Source organism: Brevibacterium sp. K11IcPPYGO002 (assembly GCF_050920635.1).
Taxonomy (GTDB): Bacteria; Actinomycetota; Actinomycetes; order Actinomycetales; family Brevibacteriaceae; genus Brevibacterium.
In genome coordinates this window covers 2,970,269-2,988,506 of sequence record NZ_CP131929.1, presented here as the reverse complement: position 1 = coordinate 2,988,506, position 18,238 = coordinate 2,970,269, and the positions used below count along the sequence as shown (strand labels likewise).

Annotated in this window: 19 protein-coding genes and 1 pseudogene; 10 read left to right on the top strand and 10 right to left on the bottom strand. The window is 61.2% G+C overall.

Annotated features, from left to right (window positions below; translation table 11 throughout):
* Positions 1–39 precede the first annotated feature (39 nt).
* The 6 genes and pseudogenes from QYM46_RS13740 to QYM46_RS13715 all read left to right on the top strand — a co-directional run bounded on the left by QYM46_RS13740 (position 40) and on the right by QYM46_RS13715 (position 6,343).
* Complete coding sequence (locus QYM46_RS13740) at positions 40–927, top strand: carbohydrate ABC transporter permease (protein WP_432789378.1); 888 nt, start codon at positions 40–42, stop codon at positions 925–927.
* Positions 924–1,757 carry a carbohydrate ABC transporter permease gene (locus QYM46_RS13735; RefSeq protein ID WP_432789377.1) on the top strand — a complete coding sequence of 278 codons (834 nt, stop codon included), beginning with the start codon at positions 924–926 and terminating at the stop codon, positions 1,755–1,757. Before QYM46_RS13740 ends, QYM46_RS13735 begins: the two co-directional genes overlap by 4 nt.
* Before the next feature lie 122 nt (positions 1,758–1,879).
* The gene (locus tag QYM46_RS13730) at positions 1,880–2,659 is read left to right on the top strand and encodes a sugar phosphate isomerase/epimerase family protein (protein ID WP_432789376.1); all 780 of its coding nucleotides are present in this window, start codon (positions 1,880–1,882) and stop codon (positions 2,657–2,659) included.
* Positions 2,660–2,710: 51 nt separating this feature from the next.
* Positions 2,711–3,826: an ABC transporter ATP-binding protein gene (locus QYM46_RS13725; protein WP_432789375.1), complete on the top strand. Its 1,116-nt coding sequence runs from the start codon at positions 2,711–2,713 to the stop codon at positions 3,824–3,826.
* A 344-nt stretch (positions 3,827–4,170) separates the two neighbouring features.
* Positions 4,171–5,036, top strand: a pseudogene (locus tag QYM46_RS13720) (IS5 family transposase).
* Between the two features lie 341 nt (positions 5,037–5,377).
* A complete protein-coding gene (locus QYM46_RS13715) occupies positions 5,378–6,343 on the top strand; it encodes a bile acid:sodium symporter family protein (RefSeq protein ID WP_432789374.1) in 966 nt (321 codons plus the stop codon).
* Between the two features lie 138 nt (positions 6,344–6,481).
* Here the strand turns inward: QYM46_RS13715 and QYM46_RS13710 are convergent, their stop codons facing one another.
* Positions 6,482–7,327: a helix-turn-helix transcriptional regulator gene (locus QYM46_RS13710; protein WP_432789373.1), complete on the bottom strand. Its 846-nt coding sequence runs from the start codon at positions 7,325–7,327 to the stop codon at positions 6,482–6,484.
* A gap of 153 nt (positions 7,328–7,480) precedes the next feature.
* Between QYM46_RS13710 and ilvD the strand changes: the two genes are divergently transcribed.
* Positions 7,481–9,217, top strand: a complete 1,737-nt coding sequence (gene ilvD, locus QYM46_RS13705) for a dihydroxy-acid dehydratase (protein ID WP_432789372.1) — start codon at positions 7,481–7,483, stop codon at positions 9,215–9,217.
* A 342-nt stretch (positions 9,218–9,559) separates the two neighbouring features.
* On the opposite strand, the gene QYM46_RS13700 is transcribed toward ilvD, so the two are convergent.
* From QYM46_RS13700 to QYM46_RS13680, 5 genes are all read right to left on the bottom strand, one after another.
* Entirely contained in the window at positions 9,560–9,790 is a 231-nt protein-coding gene (locus tag QYM46_RS13700; RefSeq protein WP_432791741.1) for a VRR-NUC domain-containing protein, read from the bottom strand.
* 112 nt (positions 9,791–9,902) lie between these two features.
* Positions 9,903–10,496: a hypothetical protein gene (locus tag QYM46_RS13695; RefSeq protein ID WP_432789371.1), complete on the bottom strand. Its 594-nt coding sequence runs from the start codon at positions 10,494–10,496 to the stop codon at positions 9,903–9,905.
* Positions 10,496–10,639, bottom strand: a complete 144-nt coding sequence (locus QYM46_RS13690; RefSeq protein WP_432789370.1) for a hypothetical protein — start codon at positions 10,637–10,639, stop codon at positions 10,496–10,498. Before QYM46_RS13690 ends, QYM46_RS13695 begins: the two co-directional genes overlap by 1 nt.
* Entirely contained in the window at positions 10,639–11,184 is a 546-nt protein-coding gene (locus QYM46_RS13685; protein ID WP_432789369.1) for a hypothetical protein, read from the bottom strand. The genes QYM46_RS13690 and QYM46_RS13685 overlap by 1 nt, the downstream gene beginning before the upstream one ends.
* A 28-nt stretch (positions 11,185–11,212) precedes the next feature.
* Entirely contained in the window at positions 11,213–12,043 is an 831-nt protein-coding gene (locus tag QYM46_RS13680; RefSeq protein WP_432789368.1) for a hypothetical protein, read from the bottom strand.
* A gap of 316 nt (positions 12,044–12,359) precedes the next feature.
* On the opposite strand from QYM46_RS13680, the gene QYM46_RS13675 reads away from it, so the two are divergent.
* The 3 genes from QYM46_RS13675 to QYM46_RS13665 all read left to right on the top strand — a co-directional run bounded on the left by QYM46_RS13675 (position 12,360) and on the right by QYM46_RS13665 (position 14,170).
* Positions 12,360–12,686, top strand: coding sequence for a hypothetical protein (locus tag QYM46_RS13675; protein ID WP_432789367.1), 327 nt, complete (start codon positions 12,360–12,362; stop codon positions 12,684–12,686).
* Positions 12,687–12,819: 133 nt separating this feature from the next.
* Positions 12,820–13,119, top strand: coding sequence for a hypothetical protein (locus QYM46_RS13670; protein WP_432789366.1), 300 nt, complete (start codon positions 12,820–12,822; stop codon positions 13,117–13,119).
* Entirely contained in the window at positions 13,103–14,170 is a 1,068-nt protein-coding gene (locus tag QYM46_RS13665; RefSeq protein ID WP_432789365.1) for a TraM recognition domain-containing protein, read from the top strand. The genes QYM46_RS13670 and QYM46_RS13665 overlap by 17 nt, the downstream gene beginning before the upstream one ends.
* 71 nt (positions 14,171–14,241) lie before the next feature.
* On the opposite strand, the gene QYM46_RS13660 is transcribed toward QYM46_RS13665, so the two are convergent.
* Genes QYM46_RS13660 through QYM46_RS13645 form a run of 4 tightly spaced genes read right to left on the bottom strand, consistent with a single transcriptional unit; the run spans position 14,242 to position 17,751 of the window.
* Complete coding sequence (locus QYM46_RS13660) at positions 14,242–14,781, bottom strand: hypothetical protein (RefSeq protein WP_432789364.1); 540 nt, start codon at positions 14,779–14,781, stop codon at positions 14,242–14,244.
* 29 nt (positions 14,782–14,810) lie between these two features.
* Positions 14,811–15,095 (bottom strand): hypothetical protein, encoded by a 285-nt coding sequence (locus tag QYM46_RS13655; protein ID WP_432789363.1) that lies wholly within the window; start codon positions 15,093–15,095, stop codon positions 14,811–14,813.
* Entirely contained in the window at positions 15,095–17,194 is a 2,100-nt protein-coding gene (locus QYM46_RS13650; RefSeq protein WP_432789362.1) for a hypothetical protein, read from the bottom strand. The genes QYM46_RS13655 and QYM46_RS13650 overlap by 1 nt, the downstream gene beginning before the upstream one ends.
* A complete protein-coding gene (locus tag QYM46_RS13645; protein ID WP_432789361.1) occupies positions 17,191–17,751 on the bottom strand; it encodes a hypothetical protein in 561 nt (186 codons plus the stop codon). The genes QYM46_RS13650 and QYM46_RS13645 overlap by 4 nt, the downstream gene beginning before the upstream one ends.
* Positions 17,752–18,238: the final 487 nt, after the last annotated feature.

The following is an 18,238-nucleotide window of genomic DNA, read 5'->3' as shown; positions in this document are numbered from 1 at the left end:
GCCGGCAAAGTTCGACTGATCAACTAGGAATCGACCAAGATGTACTCAACATTTCATAAGTGGCGCGGAAGCCTGTGGCTCGCTCCGGCAGTCCTTGTACTCGCAGCATTCGTCTACCTGCCGCTGGCACAGAACTTCGGATACTCCACCCAGAGGTCAGATATTTTTACAGGTGCGAGCGAATTCATCGGGATGAGGAACTTCGAAGTCCTCCTCAACGATCCGATTTTTTGGCGGTCTCTGTTCAACAACATTCTCTATGCGATTGTGTCAGTCATCTGCCAAGTGGGCGGTGCACTGGTCGTCGCGGCCGGAGTCGAAAGCGTGAGGAGTTCACGACTTCGCAACGCACTTCGAGTTACATACTTCATCCCCTCGGCGATCTCGATCACCGTGGCCGGACTCCTCTTCTATTTCATCTACGAACCGAACATCGGCATACTCAATAGCGCACTGACTGCGATCGGGCTCGAGCAATGGGCGCAACCGTGGCTCGGTCAACAGAGCACAGCGATGCTGTCAATCATTGTCATGAGCCAATGGCAAGGCTTCGGCTATACCGCGCTTCTCTTCACTGTCGCAATACAACGGATCCCGACCGAACTCTTCGAGGCTGCGCAACTCGATGGAATCGGCCCGATCCGACGGTTCATCACCATCACAGTTCCATTGGTCAGGCAAATGTCTGGCCTGCTGACGATCGTAACGATCTCGGGCGCGTTCCAAGTGTTCAACGAGGTCATGGTGATGACGAGCGGGGGCCCCAGCAATTCAACCCAGGTTCTGGGCACCTGGCTGTACCGAAACGGCTTCGTCCGTAATGATTTCGGTTATGCCGCTGCGATCGCGACCGTCATCTTCATCGTCACTCTCGGCATCGGCCTCTTCCAGCTCTGGTACACCCGAAAAAGAAAGGTGGAGCTGTGAAACGCACACAGTTTCTCGGGCTCATCACCCGCATTCTCTTATGGTCGCTTCTCATCGGACTTACCGTCATCGTCTTCTACCCATTGCTATGGATGGTTGGAAACGGATTCAAGACGAATGCCGAACTTTTCGGCAACCCCTTCGCGCTTCCAATCGACTGGAAGTGGAGCAACTACGTTGACGCGTGGAATCAAGGGGTCAGCAACTATATGGTCACCAGTGTGCTCGTGACGGTTACTTCGACCCTCACGACCGTCTTCATCAGCGCGTGGGCTGCCTACGGGCTCACTCGAGTGACAATCCCGTTCAATCGGTTTTGGACCGGGCTCATTCTCGGTGGTCTCATGCTAGCTCCTCCCGTGGCTTTGGTTCCCCTCGTTCGCATGTTTCAAGCTCTCGGGCTTTATGACACGTTCTGGGCACTCATGATTCTCTATACCGCTTTCCGTGTCCCTTTCACGACGTTCCTGATCCGGTCCTATATGATCGACCTGCCAGCCGAAGTCGATGAAGCGGCTGAAGTAGACGGTGCGAGTAGGTGGACAATCTTCTGGCGCATCATTCTGCCGATGTCGACTCCAATCATCATTTCTGCTGTCATACTGCATGTGCTCTTTGCCTGGAACGAGTACATATTCGCAATGGTGTTCACCAGTGGAAGCGGAGTTCAAACGCTACCCATCGGGCTGACGAGCCTCATGAGTCGATTCGGCACAGACTTTCCGGTGGTATTCGCAGGCATGGTTATCGCCGCAGTTCCGGTCATCGTTATCTTCTTGATCAGTCAGCGCTACTTCATTAAAGGCGTTGCGGACGGGATGGGCAAATGACCTCGGATAGCCACATCACGAACGTTCACGCAGTCGACGCGCCTGCGACACCGATGATCACGCGGATTGCTGGTTCCAACTTTTCCTACCAACACCGACCTTTGCGCGAGTGTCTCGACGACATGGCGGACTTGGATAGGTCGGCGATCGAACTGTGGGGAATCGCCCCGGAATTGCACGTTCCGGCACTCTCGGACAAAGACGCGCGAATCATCGCAGGTGAAGCGCAATCGCGCGGATTGGAGATCGTCTGCTTCACTCCAGAGCAGGTGGCGTACCCAGTCAACATTGCATCGCCGGACAAAAGTCTGCGAGCTGCGAGCATTGCAATGTTCAAGCGCGCTGCTGAGCTTGCAGTCGAATTCACAAACGGGGACAGAACTCCACTACTTTTTCTCACCTCCGGCCGAGGGTTCGAGTCCGAACCCACAGCCGACGCGTGGACTCGCTGCATTGACGCTCTCGGGGCAATCACCGATTATGCGACCGATCTAGGAGTCGAGTGTGTACTCGAACCTCTACAGCGGGTTGAGTCAAATCTTGTAACGTCGACTGCCGAGGCAGCTAGTGCATTGGCCGAAATCCGCTGCGATTCCCTTGGGATCGTACTCGACACTGTGGCGATGATAGCTGCTGGTGAAGAGGTTGACGAGTACTTCTCAATGTTTGGCACGAGGGTCAAGCACGTTCACCTCGTCGACGGAAACCCCACTGGTCACCTTGCTCTGGGAGACGGCGATCTGCCAATGCTCGACATTCTCACTTCCCTCGCCGCCCACGACTACCACGGCTGGATGACGATCGAGCTCTTTGGTGCCGGCAGCTACGCCTTCGATCCGCGCCCGGCTGTCGAGAAGTCCTTGAACGCGATCATAAACGCCGACCTGCACTTCAGCGCCTGACTCCCACGTCGGGACGAATGTCCGGACCCTTCTCCACGAAAGGCAAACCTCATGGCTAAAGTCACTTATGACGGAGTCACTTTGCAGTACCCACACACCGACCGGCCTGCAGTCAACGACCTGAACCTCGAAGTCGAGAACGGCGAATTCCTCGTCCTCGTTGGCCCATCAGGATGCGGAAAGTCGACCGCATTGCGTATGCTTGCCGGTCTTGAAGGCGTTTCTTCAGGAAAGATCTTTATTGGTGATGAAGACATGACGATGGTCGAGCCCAAGGATCGCGACATTGCGATGGTCTTCCAGAACTACGCTCTGTACCCTCACATGACAGTCGCTGACAACATCGGATTCGGTTTGAAAGTAGCCGGAGTGAAGAAGCCTGAACGAGAGCGGCGTATCAAGGAGGTCGCCGAGCAACTCGATCTCGTCGACTATCTCGGCCGAAAGCCCAAAGCCTTGTCGGGCGGGCAACGCCAACGAGTAGCAATGGGACGAGCGATTGTTCGCGAGCCCAGGGTCTTCCTGATGGACGAGCCACTGTCGAATCTCGATGCAAAGCTCCGAGTACAAACTCGCACCTGGGTCGCGTCCTTGCAGCGAAAAATTGGAGTGACGACCGTGTACGTCACTCACGATCAAACCGAGGCACTGACAATGGGACATCGCATCGCTGTTCTCAAGCTCGGGGAACTGCAGCAAGTCGGGACACCTCGAGAACTCTTGGACCACCCTGTCAACACATTCGTGGCCAGCTTCATCGGAAGTCCCGCTATGAACCTCGCCGAGGTGGCTGTTTCTGACGAGGGTCTTGTTCTGGGAAGCGCAGTCATACCGGTAGCACCGGAAGTGCGAGCAACGATCAACGGGGATCGAGTTACCGTTGGAGTACGCCCAGAGGACTTCGAGATCCGCGAGGACGACACACCAGGCATCAGTGTAAAGACTCGACTTATCGAGGAACTCGGAGCGGACGGCTATCTCCACGGCACTGTCGATTTGCCGGAGGGCGAACACGCTTTAATCGTGCGAGTCGACGGACGCAAACACCCCGTCGCCGAAGACTCCATCGTCGTACTTCCGCGACGTGAAACAACGCACCTTTTCGATGCAACAACTGGGGCCCGAATCGGCACGCCAGACGAGGTAGATCCAAGATCCGATACATGACAGCGACGTCGCTGAGCCGGATATATTGCTTAAAAAGAGTCGCGGCGAAGGCTTGACCTTTGCTGAAGCTCTTGAGGTGCTGACAGTCGATGAGGGCTACATCGATGAAACAGATGACAGGGACGAGGAGTTTCGACAGATGTTGCAGCTTGCGAAAGAACACGTTCGCCAATCTCGACGTGATTGACGTGGTAACCTCGCTGCTTGGAATCCCGTGCTATATGTGTCGTATGTCCGAGAGTTCCGAGACTTATTCCAGATTCCTCATAGCGCGTGTCCTGTAAGTGTTCGTGTCGGCGGCGTGGCTGCTATTCATCGGTCTTGATTTCTGCTCATCTGGGCACATGGTTGGACGCGGAGAACTCACCGACAAAGCATGGGAGGCCATCTCCCCACTGCTACCGGCCAATGGCAAGGGCCGCAGGTGGCGCGATCACCGACAGGTGATCAATGGGATCCTGGGGGAACTGCGCACCGGAGCACCGTGGCGAGATGTGCCCGACAGGTACGGACCGCGGAAGACCTGCCACGAACGGTTCAGGACCTGGACCATGGACGGCACCTGGGCAACGATCCTCGACGAAGCCGTCGTCAAGGACGACGCCACCGGCGACCTCGAGTGGGTGGTCTCGGTGGACTCGACCTCCGTTCGGGCGCACCAGCATGCAGCTGGTGCCCGCAAAAAGGGGGCTGCACTGATCCGGTCGAGGACCTTGCAGTGGCCGGAGAATGCCTCGGCCGATCCCGCGCAGGACTGACCTCGAAGATCCACCTGGCAGTCGATGGAGCGGGCATACCGCTGAGCATCATCCTCACCGAGGGCCGAGTCGGAGTCAAACCTCAGCTGCTGCCGCTGCTGGAGCAGATCAGTGTTCGCCGCCCCGGCCCCGGCCGGCCACGCCCCATCCCGGAAGCAGTGCTGGCCGATAAAGCGTATTCGCACCCGTCAACCAGGGCCGCAATGCGGGCGAAGAAGGTGCGGTTCACCTGTCCGGAGAGATCTGATCAGATCGGCCGTCGCCAGGCGAAAGGACCCGCCGGATTACGCTCGCCTGCTTTTGATAGGGAAGAATGCGAACGCCGGAACTTTGTTGAGCGGTGCTTCAACGGGTTCAAATAGTTTCGTGACTTGGCGACTCGTTATGCCAAACATGCCGCCTACTACACCAGTGAGATCATCATCGCCAGCTTCGTCCTCCGCCTCAGATGACACTTACAGTACACGTCCTTAGCCGGACTGCGCCCGGTCGGCCGCGTCGAGAAGACTAATTTTCGAGACGAGGAAATCTACTCAGCCCGAAAGGTCAATTCAGTGCCGTTTCTGGCGAACTGCGGACCAGAAAGTGACATCGGCGTGGACGGCGAGTTCGAGCCTACTCTTGTGCAGGCTCGCCGTATCAAGCGGACGACTTCGCTTCTGACCTCGCAGAGCAAGCTACTGTGACCTCCACAAGGTGGTAGTGCAAGTACCAGAACTACCACGCTCTTCCCAGTCTGGGGCTCCTGATCGAGACTGGGATAACTTTAAACCAACGAGGAAGGTCAGTTTCAATGGAGAAGTTGAGTCGTTTCACTGGGGCATGGTTTCCACTGATTGTTTTGATAGCGGCAGCTATCGCGCTATTGACGCCCGACACCTTCTCGTATTGGGGCCCGGCTGTGCCGTGGATGTTGGCCATGATCATGCTCGGCATGGGCATGACACTCACGCTCGCTGATTTCAAAAACATTGGTCGCCGCCCGCTCGCCCTAATGTTTGGTGTTGTCGCGCAATACACGATCATGCCGCTTATCGGATACCTGCTGGCGGTCCTGTTGTCACTTCCTCCCGAGCTTGCAGTGGGAATGGTGCTCGTAGGAGCGGCCCCAGGCGGAACTGCCTCAAATGTGATGGTCTACCTTGCCAGAGGCGATACAGCGCTTTCTGTCGCAATGACAACTGTGTCTACGTTGCTTGCGCCGCTTCTGACTCCTCTCCTGGTTCTATGGCTGGGCGGGACATTTCTACCAGTGTCGGGTGGCGATCTATTTATATCGATACTTCAGATAGTTCTTGTGCCAATTACTGTGGGCATCCTACTTCGAGTATTTTTTCCCAGGATGGTGAATGCGATTGTTCCAATTTTGCCGTTCGTATCAGTACTGGGGATCACTGCAGTTGTCGTTACAGTGGTAGGAGGATCGGCAGACACCTTGCTAGCTGTTGGATTGTTGCTAGTCGTAGCTGTGGTTTTGCACAATCTGGCCGGGCTCACGTGTGGATACATCATTGCGAAGCTGTGTAGGCAGCCGGTATCCGGCTGTCGAGCGATCAGCATTGAGGTTGGAATGCAGAACTCTGGTCTAGCAGCCGCACTAGCGACTGCGCACTTTTCCCCAGCTGCGGCTCTGCCAGCGGCAATATTCTCGGTGTGGCACAACATCTCCGGGTCTCTGGTCGCGGGCTTCTGGTCCCGACGCGAGCCAGCGGACCACGTTGCTAACAAGGGCGAGCTTACGCGGAACGTGGGACGATGACCTTTTATAGTCCTCACGTCCCCATACAAGGCCGAATTCATCTAGTATCTTCGTACGTCCGAGATCTATGACGTCAGGGACGGATATGAACATGCGCCCGTTACATGCAAATGCATGTAACGGGCGCATGCGACTAGATCAGATGGTGGCCGTTTGTAGCCGAGCAGCGCTCTCGCTATCGCCCGGAGTGTAGACAACAATTAGTATGTGAGGGTGTTCGGGAGCGGACAACCGGTGCTGATGGAGATACAAGTTTCCGCAAGTTGGATGGTTGAAGCGGCGGGGACGGGCACTGAAGAGCTCAAGATCTTTACTTTTCCACCCCGAACGGAAATCGCTGCTGTTCTCGAATAGATCGTCGACCATATACGCGACTTCTGGTTGTCCGAAGTGTGGTGCAGCTTCCGCACGAAATTGAGCTAGGAATCGGTGGCTATCGGTGTCCCAGTCGGGCATCAGACGGCGAACAGAGTCTTCCGTGAAGATCATCGAGATGAGGTTTCGTTCTTCTGCTGGTACCTGCGCTACTCGTGGGAATAGTGACTCATAGGCGCTGTTCCATCCGGCGAAAAACCAGTCGGTGTAGATTGCGTAGGCAGGGTTTGGATTGATGGAATCCATCAACTGCTGAACTGATTCGGGCAGCGTTTCCAGGTTTCTGTCGCGGCTTGGTTGAGGAGCGCCAGAATAACCGGCTAAATGAAGGACGTAACTACGTTCTTGTTCATTCAATTGCAATGCGGTGGAAATGGAAAGAAGTACCGCCCTCGATGGCTGGATTGTTCGTGCTTGCTCCAGCCAGGTGTACCACGTCATGCTCACCGAGGCGTGATACGACACTTCCTCGCGGGATAATCCGACTGTGCGACCACGAGGACCAAGTGGCAAGTCCAGTATGTCACGAGGAAGCCCCTTTCGTTTTTGTTTGAGAAAGGCTGCTAATGCAGATCGGCGTTTCGCAGATTCGTCTGCGTTCTCGTTCATAGCGATTGATCCCCTCGGGTGGTGCCGCAAGTACTAGTAGCGCTACAGCGTTGTAGGCATAAGCCATGTATAGCAAAGTTTGTACCCAGCCTTTGAAACGATAGCGCGGGCCCAATGCCAAGAGAATACACGAAGCAATACACGAGGAGCTCCATGTCATCTAATACTCGCACCAACTCAGAAACGAAGCGGTCGACTTTGAAGCCCCGTTCACGTGATGTCACTGATGGAATTGAGAAGGCAGCCGCGAGGGGATTGCTTCGTGGGGTTGGGCTTAACGAAGCCGATTTTGACAAACCTCAAATTGGTATTGGTTCGAGTTGGAATGAAATCACACCGTGTAACCTCTCGTTGCAGAGGCTTGCCGCCGCCGCCAAAGAGGGCGTCCGCGAATCTAGCGGAGTCGCGCTTGAGTTTGGCACGATCTCTGTTTCGGACGGAATTTCCATGGGTCATAACGGAATGCACTATTCGCTGGTCTCGCGCGAGGTCATCGCTGATTCTGTTGAAACCGTGGTCGAAGCCGAGAGGCTCGATGGGACAGTGCTCTTCGCCGGGTGTGACAAATCACTTCCGGGAATGATGATGGCAGCCGCGCGTCTGGGCCTGGCATCAGTCTTCGTCTATGCCGGCACATCTCTACCTGGTCTGGCTAGAATGTTGGATGGCACGAATCGTGAGGTCACGATCATTGATGCCTTCGAGGCGATCGGTGCTTGCCAGGCAGGAAAGATCGAGCGGGGAGACGTCGATGCGATCGAACGATCCTATTGCCCGGGTGAAGGAGCCTGCGCTGGCATGTATACCGCGAACACGATGGCCAGCATGGGGGAGGCGTTAGGTCTTTCTTTGCCAGGTAGCGCTTCGCCGCCGGCAGTGGACAAGCGCAGAACCGTTGTGGCACGAGACTCCGGCACAGCTGTCATGGAGATGATTCGGAGCGGTATGACCGTGCGAGACGTGCTTACCCGTGAGGCATTTGAGAACGCGATAGCTGTTTTGATGTCGTTAGGCGGGTCGACTAACGCTGTGCTTCACCTTCTGGCCATAGCAAATGAAGCTAACGTGTCTCTGACTTTGAACGATTTTGGGGCAATTTCTGATCGCACGCCGCTGCTATCAGACGTAAAACCCTTCGGTCGCCACGTCATGCGTGACGTCGACCGCGTTGGCGGTATCCCTGTGGTCATGCGGGCGCTTCTCGATGCCGATCTGCTCCATGGGGATTGCCTAACAGTGACTGGACGCACGGTCGCCGAGAACCTCGAAGACATTGACCCTCCTTCACCCGATGGCAAAGTCCTATACAGTACCGGGCAGCCGTACCGTGCAACTGGCGGACTTACAATTCTGCGCGGGACCTTGGCACCGGATGGAGCAGTCGCAAAGGCTGCGGGTTTCTCCTATGAGAAATTCGATGGGACTGCGCGAGTCTTCGAGGGTGAACGCGAATGTCTCGATGCCATTGCCACTGGCGAGATTACAGCCAATACAGCAGTCATCGTTCGAGGTGAGGGGCCGAAAGGCGGACCAGGCATGAGAGAGATGCTTGCAGTCACGGGGGCGATAAAGGGAGCGGGACTAGGCGCGACCACGTTACTGATCACTGATGGTCGCTTTTCGGGAGGAACAACGGGAAATTGTGTGGCTCACGTGGCTCCAGAAGCGGCGTCCGGTGGTCCGATTGATCTTGTACGTGATGGGGACACAATTAAACTCAACTTGAACGAGCGCCGCCTTGACCTGGAAGTCGACAAGAGCGAATTGCTTGTACGTTCCGCCAATCGCGTAGCTCATAAGAGCTCAAGTCGGGGAGTATTGGCCAAATACTCAGCCCTTGTCGGAACAGCTTCTAAAGGTGCGGTATGTCATCCGTCGAATCACGTGTGAGTGACAGAGTTATCAACTATTTCGAATTTGGACAAATTCCAAGAACACATCTTATGTAGCCCAGCCTGTGGGAAAGACCCCACCTGGAAGGTCCTACGGTCACGGGAGCCCCCAGACGAGTCCGGCAGCAAGGTGGTGCCACACGAGAGTCGGAGGACTTAGCGAACATGTCTCACGCCTACATATCGACCATACTCGAAGGTTAGGCACCCTTTCTGTCCAGCGATGTCTCAACCTTCTCCTCTCTTGTGTCGAATGCCCTCGATCCCGACCTCATTGGACGAGTGCGCGGGCTTCGGGTTCGCTGTCCTGCAGGGCAGACCCCGATGGACATGCACTGAACTACCTCGTGGCAAGGTGCTCGACTAACTCGTCGACGCCTGCGACGGAGTCGACGACGTAGACCTCGGCACCGGCTCTGCGCATCTTCTCGATGACCACCTCCTGCAGCCGACGGAGCTTCCCGCCGGGCCGCTTCGTCTCGGCGAACACGGTGCCCATCGGCGTGACGATGACGCGGTCGGGCACACCGGATCGCCCGGGGCTGGTGAACTTCATGCAGAGGAAGCCCATTTGCCGGCATCTGGCCAGCAGATGGGATTCGACCTCGCGCTCAAGCATCGGGAGCCGGCGTCCGGTTGGCTTCGTGGACCTGAGACAGCATGGTGATCATTGCAATGGGGTCTCAGAAGACGAAGTCGGCGGCGGTCTCGCCGGCGTCGACGCACATCCGCGAGAAGTTCCCCGCCTCGATCTCCGTGCGCGAGGTGGCGACGTCGGAGAAGTTCGTCAGCATGTCGTCGGTGATCTCGAGTCGGACTGACTCGGCCGCGACGTTCTCAAGCGGCGATTTGCCGATCCACGTCGCTTCGAAAGCGGTCCCCTCGCTGCCGGCGGCCTGCTCGAGGTTCGCGACGCCCTCGGATTCAGCCTGGCCGGCGCAGTTGATGAGGCTGTAGGTGATCTCTTCCGCGTCCTCATCGAGAACCCAACGCTCGAGCGTGGGGGAGAAGTTCTGGATTGCGCGGAGGTATTGGGTCTGCCCGTCCTCGACGCCGAGGTCGGACGTCTCGGCCTTTGACTCGTCCTGACTGCCGTCCTCGGTGCTCTCGTCGCCCTCCTCCTCGCCCGGGGGCTCCGGCTCGGTCGACGGTGCCGAGGTCGCCGGGGGCTGCGGGTCCTGAGCACCGGCCGGGACGTTCTCGACGACGCATCCGGTCAAGGCGAGTGTGGCCAGCGCCAGGCTCGCAACGGCGGTGGAGATCTGTGTGGTCTTCATCAGACGCTGTCCTTCTTGTTCGTGTTCTTTCGGATGAGCTGGCCGACTTTGCGGCGCACGGCTCGTTGGAGGGTCTTCGCCACCTTCGGCGGCACGGCGAGCAGTGCCGTCGCGAAGCCGAGCATGAGCATGAGGATCTCCATCAGGCTGCCTCCTGTCCCTTGTCGGTCGTTGTTTTGATCTGGACGCCGGACTTCGTCTTCATCGCGTGGAAGATGTTCGAGAAGAGCCGAGGGGCGACGATGATCGAGGCCACGATGGCGGCCGAAGCTCCGGCTACCCAAATGTTCGCGAAGATCCCGAGGCCGACGCTCAGTCCCCAGCGCACGATGAGGAAGCCGATCGTGTAGGCCAGGGCCATCGCGGCGAGCCGCCAGATCGGCGACCTAGCCTGCCATTCGTGGAATTCGCGCAGGAAGGTCTTCAGGTGGCCGGACGTCTCGGCGAAGCTGCCGTCGGTCCTCTCCGGCAGAACGATGAGGCCGACCTTCATCATCATGCTCACCAGCTGGAAGCCGAACATGGTGAGCCCAGTCGCGGCCAGGTCGAGCATCCCGGCATTGGACAGGGCCCAGGCGAGCATCCCCACGCCGCCGATCGCCAGAACGGTGCCGATCACGGTGAAGATGTGGGCGTTCGCGTCCATGGTCGTGTTGTTGTGGATGTGGATCTCGCGCTCGTCAGTCATTGGTCTTGTCCTTTCAGAACGTCTTGGTCTAGTAGTTCTCGTCGTCGAACACCGGCTCGTCGTCGAACTCGGCGACGGCGGGCGGTTTGGGGATCGCTGGCACCATCGGCGCAGCAGGTGTCTTCGGAGCCGCAGGCTCACCATCCGGTTCCTCGGCGGTGATCTCGTCGGTACCCACGCTCTTCGGTGCCGTGGGCACGGCCGGTGCGACGGGCGTTCGAGGAGTCGCCGGGACCTCCGGCGTCTTCGCACCCGTCTTGATCACGACGCCTGGCCAGCCGTGGCGGCGGATCTGCCAGGCCGCGAGCAGCAGCCCGAGGACGACCTGTGCCCACAGGTAAATGAGCCCGACCGTCGTCCAGTGAACGTCGAGAGTGAGCGAGGGCCAGTAGGTAATCTCGGCGACCGTGATGAGGTTCAGAGTGACGAACCGCGCGACGACGGCGAAGAGCGCGCCCGCGCCGAACACGGCTGCCGCCGCAAGGTACCACTGCCTCCGCTCGGGCACCCGTCGCTGCTTCAGTCGCCGCCCGGTGTCAACGGAGTAAGCTGCGTGCGAGATCACCAGCGCCGGTCCGATCCAAACGACCAGCGTCGGGAGGATGAAGAAGACGAGGAACAGGGCGCGCAGGCCGCGCTCCTTGCTGTCCTCGCCGGCGGCGATGAACCGCGAGGCGATGGGCTTGATCCTGCCCTCGTGGTGGGAAGACTCGGCGGCACCAGCAGCCGTCCGCTCCTTCTTCGCAGCGATCCTCTTGAGCTCATTCGCCATCCGGCGATCGGACAGATGCCACGACGCCTCGTGGGCCAGCAGCCAGTCGGCCCGAACCTTCTCGTAGCGCTCGACGGTCTTCGTCACGGCTGTTCACCGCCGTCGGTGGCCAGGCACGGCCCGAGCTGCTCGGCCGTCTCGGCGGGCAGGCAGTTCTCCATGTACCGGAGCACCGCGTCCGAGTCAGCCCGGTGGCGAAGCTGCCGCCGACGATGATGCCGAGGCCGAAGATCGAACCGACGATGACGAGGAACGCGATCGCTTTGAAAATGAATCCGAAGTTCATGCGGCTGTCCTCCTGCGGTGTGAGCCCGTGTTCTTCTTACGATCCTATGGTACCGTAGGATTGCGGTTCTAGGGAGCCGTACCGCGGAAGTTCTCGGGTGAGAGGAGGGTCGATACGATGGACGAGGATCATAGGAACGCTCGTGTACGAGGAGAAAACGTCGTGGTAGCAGGCAAAGAACTTTCGGTCTCGCAGTCGGTTCCGATGCGCCCGGAGGACCGTCAGCGGCTACGCGTGCTCGCCGCCGAGAACGGTGTAGGATCCGGCCTGCTCGGCCGTGCGTTGATCAAGGCCGGGATCGACATGCTTGATGACCCGCGGGTCCAGGCACGGCTCACCGAGGAGATCGAGGCCGAACAGGCTCGCCAGTCGGCGGCCGGCCAGGCGGCGATGAAGGCCCGCTGGCACGGTGCCGAATCGTCGCAGGAAACCGAGACGCGATGAGCGAGGCACCACCCGAAGGCGGCAGCGCCGCCGATCCCCAGTAGGGGCGTCAGGCGTCACGACACGACGATTCAACGCGGCCCCGGGACCCCGGACTTACCGTGCGGATTGGAGAACAACAAGGAGCAGTCTCATGCTGCGCAGCAAGAACAAGACGACGGGTGCGGCCTCGGAGCCCACCTTCGCTGAGATCAACGAGAAGCAGACGCCGTATGCCGGCTCGATCGACGGAGTGCCCGTCGAGACCGCGCCCCACGTGCTGGTGAGTGGTCCCACCGGCCGCGGCAAGACCACCAGGATCTTGTCGATGGGGGGCGGTCCAGTGGGTCGGTCCCAGGGTCATCGTCAGCTCGAAGACCGACCTCCTGAAGTGGATCGTGAAGAAAGGCATCGCTGGGCGTGGCCCGCTGTTAGTCATGGACCTCGCCGGTGAGCTCGACCCGAGCTTCAAATGGCTTCAGGGCGTCGACTACCAGATGGTCACCTCCGACCCGACGTCGCTCATCGCGAACGACGACGACGCGCTGGCCATGGCATCGCTGCTGATGAAGGTCGGCTCGCTCGGCGCGTCCGACGGCGGCGACTCCGGCAGCGGCGACGACGCCTTCTGGCAGACCCAGGCTGCTCAGCCGCTCGCTGCGCTGCTCCTGGCGGGCAAGGCCTCCGGCAAGGGCATCGCGTGGACCGTCCGGGCGGCGTCGAAGACGGTGAAGGACGACGAGAACGACGACTCGCCGTCGTGGGCGATCGCCTACGAGCTCGTCGAGAAGTCGAGCTTCCACGCGGAGAGCCTGAATGCGGTCGTTGACATGGAGGCGAAGCTCCGGGACTCGGTCATCGCGACGATGAAGGCCGGTCTCGCGCCTTGGCTGCTGACGAACGTCCGCGGTCAGCGCGGCTCGGTGCCGTTCGCCCCCTCCATGCTCGAGGGACCGAACGAGCCGACTCTGGCGATCATCGCTCCCGCGGACGGGGTCGCCGCTGGCGCTGCCGTCGGCGCGATCGAGACCGTGATCCGGCACTGGCGGCGCGGCGTCGAGCGCGGCCTCATGCGCCTGCTCCTCAGCGTGGACGAGGCGGTGAACACTGCGCCGCTGCCGAAGCTACCGACGTACATCACCGAGGCCCGCGGGCTCGGCGTCGCCTGCGTGATCGCTGTCCAGAGCACCAACCAGATGGAGCTGCGCTGGGGCTCTGTGGGAGCGAAGGTCCTGCGAGAGGTGTTCCCGGCCTTCCTCATCCTCGACGGCGCTCCTGAGTTCGAGGCGCTGGAGCTCGCCGAGAAGTGGTCCGGCGAGCACGACGTCTGGCGGGAGACGATCAACGCCGACCAGACGAGGACCATGACGGCAGAGAAGGCCCCGCGGCGCACGGTCTCGGAGATGCTCCCGGAGAGCCTCGAGGAGGGCCGGCTGCTGCTGTACGGCAAGGAGGGGAGGCTGGTTCAGCTCCCGGGGATCTGGAACCTCCCGGATGCTGCCTGATACCGGGGCTGAGAAGAGGCCGTGGACCCGATGGTCCACGGCCTCTTGTCATGCGCTCGACACTCTGTGCTTCAGCGGCTCATGCCACGGTCCCGGTCGCGCTCCTGCGCGGCCCGGGCTCGAGCGCTGAAGCGGTCCGAAGCGCTCTTCTCGCGCTCCGGCTCCTCCCGCTGCTCGGTCTCCTGCTGAACCTCTTTCGCCTGCTCCTGCTCCTCGACGCGGTCGCGATCGTCGTGCGCGCGCTCGGCTTCCTGGGACTGCGCCGCATCGTGCTGACGCTCGACCTCGGCCTGACGCTCCTGCTCAATCTGCTGCTGTCGCACCTGCTCCTGACGCTGCGCCTCCTGCTCGGCGAGGGCCTGCTCCTGCAGCTGACGAGTGGTCTCGGCCTGCTGCTGCCCGACGTCCTCGCCCTGGGCCGCCCGCTCGCGCATGTCCCGCTGGCGCTCGCGCTGCGCCCGGAGGTTCCGCTCGGCCCGCTGGTACTCCGGGGAGTCGAGCTCCTGCTCGCCGAAGCGCTGGGCCACGGCCTCCTTGTTCTGCTGCGCGAGCATCTGCTGGATCTGCGCCGACTTCTCGCGGTCGATCTGACCCTGGGTCGTCTGTGCCATCGTCTTGTCCTCTCACTCGTTCTCTCGTGTCATGCGCTGTGCCGACGCAGTTGCGTCGCCCGTGCCCGCAGCTCGCGGGCTTCGTTCCTGTACTGCTCGGCGATCAGTAGGGTCTCGATGTAGGCGGAGCTGCCGCCGCCGTGGTACACGGCAGCACGTGCTTCGCGCTCCTCGGCGTGATGCTCACGCAGCGCCGCAAGCTTCTCGAGTCCCTCGACTTCGATCGCCGTCATCGGGTCCATTGCCAGTGCCTCCTCTCGTCTCTCGTCGGGTGTGCGTTCCTGCCGCCGCTGGCGGCGTCGGGTGATTGTCATCAGCGGCTCATCGAACCGCGGTCACGCTCCTGCGCAGCCTTCGCCCGCGCGCTGAAACGGTCCGAGGCGCTGGGCTCCTCGTCGCGGTCGAGTCCGGAGCCGTAGTTCTCCATCGCCTCTCGACTCTTTCGGTCCTTCTCCTGGTGCCGCTCGGCGGCCTGCGCGGCGTCCTCGTACCGGCCGTCCCTCACAAGCTCGTGGATCTCTTTCCTCCGTGCGTTCGTTTTCTCGACGCCGCTGTCGGAGGCGAGGATCCGGTTGTGCAGCTCCTGCGCTTGCGCGCCGTCCTCGCGGAGTTGGTCGTACTGCTTGCGCAGGTTCTGTCCTCTCTCGGCGTATTTCTGCCCACTCTGGCGCTCGGCGGCGCTGGCAGCCCTCGCCTGTACGCGCCACGTGAGCTGACGGTGTGTCTCCGGGTCGAGGTGCTCACCGTACTGACCCATGAAGTGAGGTCCGATGCCGAACTCGGTGAGGCGCGCTTCGTACTCGGCATCGGGCAGTGCGCCGCGGTAGTCCTCCTCGAGCTGAGCCATGCCGTCGAGACGGCGCTGGACCGTTTCCGAGCCGCCCTTCGCCTTCACGCCGCGCAGGCCGGAGCGAAACGTGGGCGGCTCCGGTTTCTCCGGTTGTGCCGGTTCAGGCACACCGGCGACCGGTTGTTCCGGGACCCCTGTGGCCGGTTGCTGCTCGTCTTGTGCCCGGCCCTGGCGGATACTGTCGAAAACTGCCTGCGCATCGGCGTCGAGGCGGGCTTGCATGGCCGCATCGTCGCGGGCGATCCGAGCCCGCAGTTCCTCGGTGACCTGCTCGCCGTCGTAGCTGCGTTCCTGGGTCTGTAGCGCCCGCTGTTGTTCCTCGTCCTGACGCACCCGCTCGTCCTGTGCGAGAGCCGCGATAGCAGACTTCAGCTGCTCGAGTTCCACCTGCTCCTCGGCGCTGAGCGACGTCGACGTCAGCGGGAGCTGGGCCGGTTCCCCGACTCGCTGCTGACCCGCCGGCACCTCGACCTCCACCCCCCGAGTCTTGAGGGCGAGCTGTGCGTCGATGGCGTCGTGGGCGTACTCGGGACCGAGCGTCGCGCCCTTCACGCCCTGCTTCGCGCCGTCGACCTTGTACCGCAGGTCGTAGCCTTTCCCGCGCTTGCCGCGGCGCAGGCCCGTCTCGTCGACAGCGATGCCGCGGTTCATCATCTCGGCGGCGAACGAGTCGCGGTCTGTGACGCCCGGCACTTGGAGCGCTTCATAGGCCTCGCGGCGGATGCGATCCTGGTTGTTCTCCTTCGGGGCCACTCCCTCGCGTTCGGCCCGGGCGCGCTCCCAGTAGGAGCGTTGCCCGTCGCGGCGCTGTGCCGCCGCGTACTCCGGCGTCCCGACCCGCGAGAGTGACTGCTCGAAGCCGTACTCGGGATGGGCGTCGAGGTACTGCTCGAAGCGGGCGCGGACGCTGTGCACGTCGCGCATGTCTCCGCCCATCTTCTGCCCGGCCCTGTACTCGACGCCGTCGAGCTCGAAGGCGCGGTAGACCGTCGCGTTCGACGCGACGTGGACGTGGAAGAGCCCGCTCTCGCCGTTGCGCTCTCCCCATATCGACTCCTGCAGCCCCGGGTAGTGCTCATCGCGCTCGGCCTTGACGGTGAGGAAAGCGCGTTCGACGTCCTCCGGGTTCTCGGGGTTCACCAGGTCCGCGCCGAACGCATAGATGCTGTGCGTCGCCTCGGACTCCTTCTCCGGCAGCGCGTCCTCCGGCTCGATGCGCAGGTGGGTGGGAGTCTCGCCCGGACCGGCCAGCCGCTTCCGGTGGCGCTTGCCGTCCCAGTGCTTGATGTGCGTCCCGCGCTGGCCGCTCGCGTGAATGCCGGTGTCGGGATCGACGGTCTCGTACCTTGCCCTCGGCGACCGCGTTGCTCCCTGGGTGCCGTGCTCGACGCGCACGGCCTTCCACTCGGCGATCTGCGTCTCGGCGTCCATCGCGCAGTGCCGCGTCGCCATGAACAGCGGCGGTTCCTTGTCCTCCTTCGAGTCGCGGTAGCGCTGCAGGCTCGCCGCGGTCCGGCCGCTCAGGACCTTGACCGCGACACCGCCCCGCTTCGGTCCGCTCATGCCGCATCGGCCTCACGGATAGGTTCCGAGGAGGTGAGCAGCGCGCGTACCTCGGCGGCCAGAGCGTCGTCGTTGCGCTCGGCCTCGGCCAGCTCTCCGAGCCGGCGCTCGATGCCCTGCAGAGCGAGCACAAGCTCGTCCACCCGCGTGCTCATGACGTCGGTGAGATCGCCGCGCTCTATCGCCATCCGCATGACGTTCGCGAGCTTCGCGACCTGGTTCGAGTGGACACCGACGGCCCGGCGCTGGTGCGCGCGCCCGTCGATCGCGTCGGTGAGTTCCTGGAGGGCGTCCATGAGCGGTGCGGCGAGGGATTCGAAGACTGCAGCCTTCGCGTCCGCTTCGGCTGCGCGCTGCTGCGCAGCAGTAATGGCTGCGGCCCGGAAGTTGTCGTATACCGCGGCGATCGCGCCGCCGCGCGAGAGTCCGAGATGCGCCCGGTCAGCGTCGACGTTCTCGAGGCGCTCCGGCGTCATCGGAACGAACACGCCCTTGGCGTTCGGAGACAGCGCGCGTCCGGCGCTGGCGCGCCTCGTCGGGGACTTAGCGGCGTTCACGATGCGGGCCTCCTCGGACTCGAAATACCTCTTCGAATCCGGGCCCTTGCATCCCAGCCGCGCAGACCATTACGTCCTTAAACGCTCTGACAGGTCGTAAAGCCTGTCCGGCGGACCAGCACCATAGGGGTGTAGCCCGATCGTCGTTATGCATCTCCATTGTTCCACCCGTACCCTCATACGGCAAGGGGGTACGGGGATCGGGCAAGCATCCTGACCATATATGTTCCCTCGCTTCGCTCGGCCGCGCTGCGCACGACTGGTCAGGTGCTTGACTCCGACCTCGCTGGCGCTCGGTCTGAGTGTCGAAAGGGGGCTGCCGCCCCCTTGCTCGCTCCGCTCGCCACCCCCGCCGATGCGCATCCCTCGCGCTGCGCGCTCGGGCCGATGAGACGTCGACGACCGCTGGGACGGGACCGGCGCAGACGTGCGGCGTCGAGGTCGCGGCGGCAGCGCTGACCGACGCTCTTCCGAGCATGCGAGAGCC

What these genes read in the sequence shown, in the direction of transcription:
- QYM46_RS13715 (WP_432789374.1), top strand. Translation starts at nt 5,378, where the DNA reads ATGGAGAAGTTGAGTCGTTTCACTGGGGCATGGTTTCCACTGATTGTT.
- QYM46_RS13660 (WP_432789364.1), bottom strand. Translation starts at nt 14,781, where the DNA reads ATGGCACAGACGACCCAGGGTCAGATCGACCGCGAGAAGTCGGCGCAG.
- QYM46_RS13725 (WP_432789375.1), top strand. Translation starts at nt 2,711, where the DNA reads ATGGCTAAAGTCACTTATGACGGAGTCACTTTGCAGTACCCACACACC.
- QYM46_RS13670 (WP_432789366.1), top strand. Translation starts at nt 12,820, where the DNA reads ATGCTGCGCAGCAAGAACAAGACGACGGGTGCGGCCTCGGAGCCCACC.
- QYM46_RS13655 (WP_432789363.1), bottom strand. Translation starts at nt 15,095, where the DNA reads ATGACAATCACCCGACGCCGCCAGCGGCGGCAGGAACGCACACCCGAC.
- QYM46_RS13740 (WP_432789378.1), top strand. Translation starts at nt 40, where the DNA reads ATGTACTCAACATTTCATAAGTGGCGCGGAAGCCTGTGGCTCGCTCCG.
- QYM46_RS13730 (WP_432789376.1), top strand. Translation starts at nt 1,880, where the DNA reads ATGGCGGACTTGGATAGGTCGGCGATCGAACTGTGGGGAATCGCCCCG.
- ilvD (WP_432789372.1), top strand. Translation starts at nt 7,481, where the DNA reads ATGTCATCTAATACTCGCACCAACTCAGAAACGAAGCGGTCGACTTTG.
- QYM46_RS13690 (WP_432789370.1), bottom strand. Translation starts at nt 10,639, where the DNA reads ATGGAGATCCTCATGCTCATGCTCGGCTTCGCGACGGCACTGCTCGCC.
- QYM46_RS13665 (WP_432789365.1), top strand. Translation starts at nt 13,103, where the DNA reads ATGGACCTCGCCGGTGAGCTCGACCCGAGCTTCAAATGGCTTCAGGGC.
- QYM46_RS13695 (WP_432789371.1), bottom strand. Translation starts at nt 10,496, where the DNA reads ATGAAGACCACACAGATCTCCACCGCCGTTGCGAGCCTGGCGCTGGCC.
- QYM46_RS13675 (WP_432789367.1), top strand. Translation starts at nt 12,360, where the DNA reads ATGGACGAGGATCATAGGAACGCTCGTGTACGAGGAGAAAACGTCGTG.
- QYM46_RS13685 (WP_432789369.1), bottom strand. Translation starts at nt 11,184, where the DNA reads ATGACTGACGAGCGCGAGATCCACATCCACAACAACACGACCATGGAC.
- QYM46_RS13700 (WP_432791741.1), bottom strand. Translation starts at nt 9,790, where the DNA reads ATGGGCTTCCTCTGCATGAAGTTCACCAGCCCCGGGCGATCCGGTGTG.
- QYM46_RS13650 (WP_432789362.1), bottom strand. Translation starts at nt 17,194, where the DNA reads ATGAGCGGACCGAAGCGGGGCGGTGTCGCGGTCAAGGTCCTGAGCGGC.
- QYM46_RS13710 (WP_432789373.1), bottom strand. Translation starts at nt 7,327, where the DNA reads ATGAACGAGAACGCAGACGAATCTGCGAAACGCCGATCTGCATTAGCA.